Here is a 7586-nt window from a genome sequence, read left to right on the forward strand (position 1 = left end):
GCCCGCGCCGCGGCCGCGTCGCCATCCTGCAGGGCTGCGCCCAGCCGGTGCTGCAGCCCTCGATCAACGAGGCCGCGCTCAGGCTGCTCAACCGGCACGGCATCGAGGTGGTGTTCGCCGCTGGTGAAGGCTGCTGCGGCGCGCTGGTGCACCATATGGGCCGCGAGGATCAGTCCCATGCCCAGGCCAGGCGCACCATCGACGCCTGGATCCGTGAAATGGACGGCCCCGGCCTCGACGCCATCGTGATCACCGCCTCGGGCTGCGGCACGACCATCAAGGACTACGGCTTCATGTTCCGGGACGATCCCGCCTATGCCGAAAAGGCCCGGCGCGTCTCGGCGATCGCCAAGGACATCACCGAATATCTTGCCGGGCTGGAGCTCCTCCCGCCCGTTGTCGGCGTCGACCTGACGGCCGCCTATCACTCGGCCTGTTCCATGCAGCACGGCCAGCAGATCAAGGACCAGCCCAAGACCCTGCTCAAGGCCGCCGGCTTCACGGTCAAGGAACCGCCGGAGGAGCATCTGTGCTGCGGCTCGGCCGGTGTCTACAACATCATGCAGCCCGAACTCGCCGAGCGGCTGCGCGACCGCAAGATCGCCAATATCGAAAAGGTCCGTCCGGACCTGATCGCGACCGGCAATATCGGCTGCATCACCCAGATCGCAAAAGGTTTTGCCGAGCGCGACCGGCCGATCCCGATCGTGCACACGGTGGAGCTGATCGACTGGGTGACCGGCGGCCCGCGGCCGGAAGCGCTGGTCAGGGCCGGCATCGATGCGGCCCGGCCGGCCGAGCGCGCGGCCTCCCGCGCGGCAGGCTGAACCGGCGAGCGGCGCCCGGCCTCAGGCCGCCCCGTCGAGCGCACGCGACACGCCGTCGAGCGCCGCGCGCAGCCGGGCAAGCTCGCCCTTCAGCGCGGCAATGTCGGTCCGACTCCGGCCAAGCGCTGCGGCAAGCGCCACCGGCACGCCACGCGCCTTGTCGCGCAGCGTCCGCCCGGCATCGGTCAGGAGAATGCGCACCGAACGCTCGTCGGCGGGATCGCGCAGACGACGGACCAGACCGCTGCCCTCCAGACGCTTCAACAGGGGCGTCAGCGTGCCGGAATCGAGGCCGAGGCGCTCGCCGATCGCCTTGACGCTGAGATCGTCACGTTCCCACAGCACGAGCATGACCAGATATTGCGGATAGGTAAGGCCCAGCCGCTCCAGATGCGGCTTGTAGGCACGGGTGAAGGCATGCCCTGCGGCATAGACCGCAAAGCACAATTGATCCGACAGGTTCAGTCCGTCGTCGCGACCGGACATGGCATTCTCCCGACCGCCGCGGATGCGCGGCGCCATTGCCGGATTATGCCGCGGCGCATTCAATTGCGCAAAATCCAATTGCGCATTGCCGCGCCTCGCTATATAGATTGTGTGCAATCTAATTGCATGCCATTATTCACACGTGAGCAAGGGCCGCAGGGCGGCGCGAACAAGGGAAGGACTGCCATGAAGGTTCTCTACACCACCAAGGCGACCGCCACCGGCGGCCGCGACGGCGTCGCCGCGAGCGAGGACAACCATCTCTCGGTGAAGCTCGACCGGCCGAAGGAACTTGGCGGCGGCGGCGGCGCGGGCACCAATCCGGAACAGCTTTTCGCGGCCGGCTATTCGGCCTGTTTCCTGGGGGCGCTGCAATTCGTGGCCGGCAAGGCCAAGATCGCCATCCCCGACAGCGCCGCGGTGACCGCGACCGTCGGCATCGGCCCGCGCGACGATGGCCAGGGCTTCGGCCTCGACGTCGCGCTCGCGGTCAGCGTGCCGGGCATCGAGCGCAGCGTTGCCGAGGACCTGGTCGCCAAGGCCCATGTGGTCTGCCCCTATTCGGAGGCGACCCGCGGCAACCTCAACGTCCGCCTGTCGGTGGTCTGACGCAGCGCATCGCAAAGGCCTCGGGGCGGCCCGTGCCGGCCCCGGGGCAATTGTCAGTCCCGCATGGTGAGCGGCTCGCCGAGCGCATAGCGTTCGACGAAGGCGGCGAGATCCGCGTCGGTGACATGTTCCCTGGCGATGGCGCGGGCGCGATTGCCGATCAGCGCCCATTTGTCGAAGGGAATCCGGCTCATCACCGCCGCCCGCACCGTTGGCATGGCCTCGGCCACCTCCTGGACGGTGACCACCTCGCGGCGGGCGTGGAAATCCTTCTGCTTGCGGGCGAAGCGCCGGTTGCGGCCCTTCTGGATCTCGTAATTGGCGAAGCCGAGGCCGGATTTCAGATATTTCATGTGCCAGTAGGCGAAGCCGACAAAGACCCGATCGAAATAATATTTGCGGAAGTCCTCGAACCGCCGGTCGTGGACGAAATAGGCATCCGGGGTCATCGCGAAGAAGCCGATATCGCCATTGCCGGAAAAGGGCGTGTCGGCATGCACGCCGACCCGGCCGTCGGCATCGCGCGCCAGGTTGAGCCCGGAAAAGCAGTTCATCCGCCCGGGTTTCAAGCCGTCGCGGCGCAGTTCCGCGACCATCGGCGCCAGCAGGCGATCGAAGGCGATATGGTCGTCGTCCAGCTTGACCACGATCTGCCTGCCGGTCTGGGCCAGCGCGAAATTCGAATAGTTGACGACGCTGTGCGGGGATGCGGCGGGTTCCGCGGCGTGCTCCTTCGTGCCCGGCGGATAGACCCGAGGGCGATAGTCGTAGAGCTTCAGCTTGTTCGGGCCGAGCTCGTCCTGCAGGGCGGCGAGGATCGCGTCCGTGCCGTCGTCGCACTGGTTGTAGACCGCGACGATCTCGTCGACATAGGGCGCGTGGCTCAGAATGGTCGGACGAATGAAATCGGCCCCGTTGCGCGTGCGCACGAAGGCGGAAATGCCGGGAAGCCGGCTGTCGACCTTGAGGTCGGCCGGATTGAACGAATAGGTTTCGATCGCAGTGACGTGCGCCATGAATGATGAAATTTCTTCTGCGGGCGCGCTCACATAGACGGGCGCCGCCGGAAAAGCCAGCGGCGCGCCCGATCGCCGGAATGCCGATCGCTCAATCCGGCAGGGCGACGGGGACGGCGAGGAAACGCCGGTCCGGCTCCTCCCAGGTGCGGGGGAAATAGGAGACGAGCGCGACGAGCCGCGCCCGGCCCTGGTCGGGCCTGGCAAGATAGAGCGCGGCGAGGCCGTAGCGCAGCGGGCAATGGCGGGCGCTCGCCTTGCCGGTATCAACATGGACCGTCGCCCGCTCTCCGGACGGCAGGACCCGAACCAGCGAGAAGCCTTCCACGTCGTCGCGGCCGCGCGCTGCGCAATCGGCGTCGCGTGTCGGCGACGACAGGACCTCGACGGCGAGCGGCCCGCCGGCCACGGCGCCCTCGATCGCAAGGCGGCTTGCCTGTGCCGCGATCGCCGCATGGGCCCGGTCCGGCGTCACGCCCTCGGTCAGGTCGCCGCGCGGGTCGCTGACGCTTGCCGCCGGCTCCCGGCCGATGCCCAGCCGCCGCAGCGTCGCCTCGGCCTGTTTCAGTGCCGCCGCGCGCGCCTCCTGCTCGGGCGCGTGTTCCCTCTGGATCTCGACCGCGAAGGGAGAACCGGCAACCTGCGTGCCGCCGTCGAGATCGACGACATGGATGGCTGCGAAGGGATGGATCGACGCATCGCGCGTGCCGAATTCCTCGAAGGCAAAATAGCGTCCGTCACCGGAAAAGCCGAGCGGCCGGACCGCGGCGAAATCGCCGGCGAGGACCATGGCGCCGGCCATGAGATAAGCGCAAATCGCAGCGAGAATAACGGAAACGGCGCGCATGCGACGGTCCTCCCGGGTTGTCGCGCGGCGGAACGGTCGCGGCGCGGTCATCCGGCTCTGTCGAACCGGCGCAGCATGTCCATCATTGGCCGGCAAGCCGGCGATCCGCCATTGCCGGCCATTGGGATGTATTGGCCCTCCCGCTCCGATCGCGCTCCGCGCCCGCCGCGGACGAGCGGCCTTGATAGATCTTTTCCGTTTCGGAAAAAGTGCTCGTCATATCCTGCGGTTTTTGCAAAGGCGGCCTTGGACTAGGGTCTTCGCCGAAACGGGCGGCGAAGCCCGGCGAATGAAAGGAAGGGACCGATGACTGCAGCCCAGACCCCGATTCAAGCCCTGCCCGGCGTCGTCATCAAGGCGCCGATGGGGCCGCGCTTCGACGAAATCCTCACGCCCGAGGCCCTCGGCTTCGTCGCCGACCTGCACCGGACCTTCAACGAGACGCGCAAGCGCCTGATGAAGCTGCGCGCCGAACGGCAGAAGCAGTTCGACGCCGGCGCCCTGCCCGACTTCCTGCCCGAGACCAAGCACATCCGCGACGGCGCCTGGACCGTGGCGCCGATCCCGGCCGACCTGCAGGACCGCCGCGTGGAGATTACCGGTCCGGTCGACCGCAAGATGGTGATCAATGCGCTGAATTCCGGCGCCAAATGTTTCATGGCCGATTTCGAGGACGCCAATTCGCCGACCTGGGCGAACCAGATCGAAGGCCAGGTCAACCTCAAGGACCGCTGGGCCGGCACGCTTGCCTTCACCGATCCGAATTCGGGCAAGTCCTACGCGCTCGGCGACAAGGTCGCCGTGCTGATCCCGCGCCCGCGCGGCTGGCACCTGCCGGAAGTCCATGTCGAGGTCGACGGCGAGCCGATGTCCGGCGCCCTGTTCGACTTCGGCCTCTACACCTTCCACAATGCCAAGAACGCGCTGGCGCAGGGCTCCGGCCCCTATTTCTACCTGCCCAAGATGGAGAGCCATCTGGAGGCGCGGCTCTGGAACGACGTCTTCGTCCATGCCCAGGACAAGCTCGGCATTCCCAAGGGCACGATCAAGGCAACCGTGCTGATCGAAACGCTGCCGGCCGCCTTCGAGATGGACGAGATCCTGTTCGAGCTGAAGGACCATATGGCCGGGCTCAATGCCGGCCGCTGGGACTACATCTTCTCGTTCATCAAGAAGCTCGCCAAGAACCAGGCCTATGTCCTGCCCGACCGCTCGCAGGTCGTGATGAGCAAGGCCTTCCTGAAGGCCTATGCCGAGCTGCTGGTGAAGACCTGCCACAAGCGCAACGCCTTCGCCATGGGCGGCATGGCCGCGCAGATCCCGATCAAGAACAACCCCGAGGCCAATGCTGCCGCCTTCGCCAAGGTGAAGGCCGACAAGGAGCGCGAGGCGACCATCGGCCACGACGGCACCTGGGTCGCCCATCCTGACCTCGTCGCCGTGGCCATGGAAGCCTTCGACCGGCTGATGCCGGAGCCGAACCAGGTCGCGCGCCAGCGCGACGACGTCGCGGTCGGCCAGAAGGAGCTGCTCACCATCCACGAGGGCACCCGTACCGACGCCGGCTACCGCGAAAACATCCGCGTCGGCGTGCAGTATATCGAAGCCTGGCTGCGCGGACGCGGCGCCGTGCCGATCTACAACCTGATGGAGGACGCGGCGACCGCCGAGATCTCCCGCGCCCAGATCTGGCAGTGGACCAAGTACGGCGTGGCGCTCGAAGGCGGCATCACCTGCACGGCCGCCTATTTCGAGAAGGCCCTGGCCGAGGAGATGGAGAAGGTGAAGGGCGAGGTCGGCGCCGAGGCTTTCGCCAATGGCCGCTTCCCCGAAGCCATCACGCTGTTCAAGAACCTGTCGCTCGCCGGCGAATTCGAGGAATTCCTCACCCTGCCGGCCTACAAGATGCTGGTCTGAACAGGCTGCGGCTCAGCCGCGCCTTGCCCGAGGCTGACGGCCGGCTGACGATCCGATGACATCGAACGGCTGTGGCGAGTTCGCCACAGCCGTTTTTGCTTCGCCCCAATTGCACCACATTTGGGCAATTTCGGACCCCTTTGCATTTTTTATGATCTTGTCCAAACCAAGCGAAACGTGTGCTCTCGACTGGTGATTTCAAGGTGAAGCCGGCCCGCAGCAAGTGCAGCCGCCGCCTTGCGAGAAGACCGACGGAGAACAACACAGATGGCGCGCTCGACTATCCTTGCCTGCTTCATCACGGCGGCGCTCGCGGTGCCGCTGGCGGCGCCGGTCCTGGCAGCCGATGTCGCCGCGCCGGCCCCCGCGCCCGAAGCGCCGGCTTCGCCCTGGGATTTCGCCTTCGGCGGCAAGTTCATGACCGACTACAATTTCCGCGGCATTTCGCAGTCGGCGCGCGGGCCCTCGTTCAACGCCTATGGTGAGCTGCGCTACAACTGGCTCTATGGCGGCGCGGCGTTCTGGACCACCAAGCTGCCGAACGCGCCGGTCGGCGAAATCGACCTTTACGGCGGCATCCGGCCGGTCTTCGGCAATCTGACGCTCGACTTCGGCGCCATGTATTATCTTTATGCGCGCGAGAAGCAGTTCATCACGAGCTATGTGGCCGCCCCCGCGCCGGCCGTCACGGTGCCGCCGACGGCGCTCGCCGGCATCTGGGCGCCGCGCAACACCGATTTCTGGGAATTCTACGGCAAGGCCAACTATGACCTGACGCCGCAGCTCAATGTCGGCGCCGCCGTCTATTACGCGCCGAACTGGCTGGGCACGGGCGCGCCCGGCACCTATGCCGAGCTCAATGCCAAGATAAAGCTGCCGAACGACTTCGCCATCTCCGGCGCGATCGGCCACTATTGGCTCGGCCGGACCAACTTCCTGCCGGTTGGCTCGAATTTCGACATCAAGGACTATCTCTACTGGAATGCCGGCGTGTCCTGGACCTTCAAGGATTCGGTAACGCTGGACCTGCGCTACCACGGCACCAATCTCAACCCGACCGACTGCTTCAACACGACCAGCGACTATCGCGGCGTCTATTCCGGCGGCGGCCGGTCCAACTGGTGCGGCCACTCCGTCATCGCCACCCTGTCGGTGGACCTCACCTGGTCGAAACTGCCGTTCCGCTGAGATCACGCCTGCCACCCGCGGGGGCCGCAGGCAACAAGGCCGGGTTTCGACCCGGCCTTTTTCGTGTCCGGCGCCTTGCCTCCCGGTTCGTCGGCACGATGCGACGCCACGCCGCGCCCACCCCTCCCCTGGCGGGACGACCCACACTGCCCCACTTGTCCCGACGGCGGTCCGCCTTGGTCCGGTCACGAGAGCGTGGTGTGGTGACATCACGCAGCAATGTGACGGGGGCTAGTGTCCGGGCCGCCGGGGGCCGCCCCGCCACGAATCGTCTTCCGGAGGATCTTTCCCCATGAACGAACAAGAGCGCGAAATCCTCGCCGGCCTGTTCGACCGTCTCAAATCGGCCGAGGGGCAGCCGCGCGACCCGCAGGTCGATGCCTTCATCCGCGAGCGGCTCGCCCAGCAGCCGGGCGCGGTCTATGCCATGCTGCAGTCGATGTACGTCTCGGACCAGACGATCGCGCAGATCCAGGGCCAGGCCGAGGACCAGCAGCGCGAGCTGCGGCAATTGCAGATGCAGGTGCAGCAGCTCCAGCAGCAGCTGAGCCAGGCCAACGCCCAGCCGGCCTCCGGCGGCGGCATCTTCTCGGGCCTGTTCGGCTCCAAGCCCTCGGTACCGCCCGCGCCGCCGCGCCCGATGGCCGGCGGACCGCAGGGTGGACCGCCGAGCGGCCCCTGGGGCCAGCCGCAGGG

The 7586-nt window shown here is 66.8% G+C and carries 8 protein-coding genes; 5 read left to right on the plus strand and 3 right to left on the minus strand.

Annotated features, from left to right (window positions below; all coding sequences use genetic code 11):
* On the plus strand, window positions 1-827 hold an 827-nt coding region (locus OZ671_RS31585), incomplete at its 5' end, for a heterodisulfide reductase-related iron-sulfur binding cluster (protein ID WP_268864377.1).
* A 21-nt stretch (window positions 828-848) separates the two neighbouring features.
* Here OZ671_RS31585 and OZ671_RS31590 read toward each other — a convergent pair.
* On the minus strand, window positions 849-1313 hold the full coding sequence (locus OZ671_RS31590) for a MarR family winged helix-turn-helix transcriptional regulator (protein ID WP_268864378.1): 465 nt from the start codon (window positions 1311-1313) through the stop codon (window positions 849-851).
* 186 nt (window positions 1314-1499) lie between these two features.
* On the opposite strand from OZ671_RS31590, the gene OZ671_RS31595 reads away from it, so the two are divergent.
* Window positions 1500-1922, plus strand: a complete 423-nt coding sequence (locus OZ671_RS31595; protein ID WP_038304668.1) for an organic hydroperoxide resistance protein — start codon at window positions 1500-1502, stop codon at window positions 1920-1922.
* A gap of 53 nt (window positions 1923-1975) precedes the next feature.
* Here OZ671_RS31595 and OZ671_RS31600 read toward each other — a convergent pair whose 3' ends face one another.
* Together OZ671_RS31600 and OZ671_RS31605 are read right to left on the minus strand one after the other, a co-directional pair.
* Entirely contained in the window at window positions 1976-2938 is a 963-nt protein-coding gene (locus tag OZ671_RS31600) for a hypothetical protein (protein ID WP_268864379.1), read from the minus strand.
* 91 nt (window positions 2939-3029) lie between these two features.
* Entirely contained in the window at window positions 3030-3785 is a 756-nt protein-coding gene (locus OZ671_RS31605; RefSeq protein WP_268864380.1) for a DUF2259 domain-containing protein, read from the minus strand.
* Window positions 3786-4091: 306 nt separating this feature from the next.
* On the opposite strand from OZ671_RS31605, the gene aceB reads away from it, so the two are divergent.
* From aceB to OZ671_RS31620, 3 genes are all read left to right on the plus strand, one after another.
* Window positions 4092-5702 (plus strand): malate synthase A, encoded by a 1611-nt coding sequence (gene aceB / locus OZ671_RS31610; RefSeq protein WP_103169484.1) that lies wholly within the window; start codon window positions 4092-4094, stop codon window positions 5700-5702.
* Between the two features lie 267 nt (window positions 5703-5969).
* Entirely contained in the window at window positions 5970-6890 is a 921-nt protein-coding gene (locus OZ671_RS31615) for a TorF family putative porin (protein ID WP_268864381.1), read from the plus strand.
* Window positions 6891-7182: 292 nt separating this feature from the next.
* Window positions 7183-7586, plus strand: a 404-nt coding sequence (locus OZ671_RS31620) for a DUF2076 domain-containing protein (RefSeq protein WP_268864382.1), incomplete at its 3' end; no start/stop codon positions are given.

The sequence above is a fragment of the Phreatobacter sp. AB_2022a genome (assembly GCF_026847585.1).
Classification (GTDB): domain Bacteria; phylum Pseudomonadota; class Alphaproteobacteria; order Rhizobiales; family Phreatobacteraceae; genus Phreatobacter.

Excerpts from the sequence above, each read along its gene's own strand:
- aceB (WP_103169484.1), top strand. The coding sequence starts at position 4,092 with ATGACTGCAGCCCAGACCCCGATTCAAGCCCTGCCCGGCGTCGTCATC.
- OZ671_RS31600 (WP_268864379.1), bottom strand. The coding sequence starts at position 2,938 with ATGGCGCACGTCACTGCGATCGAAACCTATTCGTTCAATCCGGCCGAC.
- OZ671_RS31590 (WP_268864378.1), bottom strand. The coding sequence starts at position 1,313 with ATGTCCGGTCGCGACGACGGACTGAACCTGTCGGATCAATTGTGCTTT.
- OZ671_RS31615 (WP_268864381.1), top strand. The coding sequence starts at position 5,970 with ATGGCGCGCTCGACTATCCTTGCCTGCTTCATCACGGCGGCGCTCGCG.
- OZ671_RS31595 (WP_038304668.1), top strand. The coding sequence starts at position 1,500 with ATGAAGGTTCTCTACACCACCAAGGCGACCGCCACCGGCGGCCGCGAC.
- OZ671_RS31605 (WP_268864380.1), bottom strand. The coding sequence starts at position 3,785 with ATGCGCGCCGTTTCCGTTATTCTCGCTGCGATTTGCGCTTATCTCATG.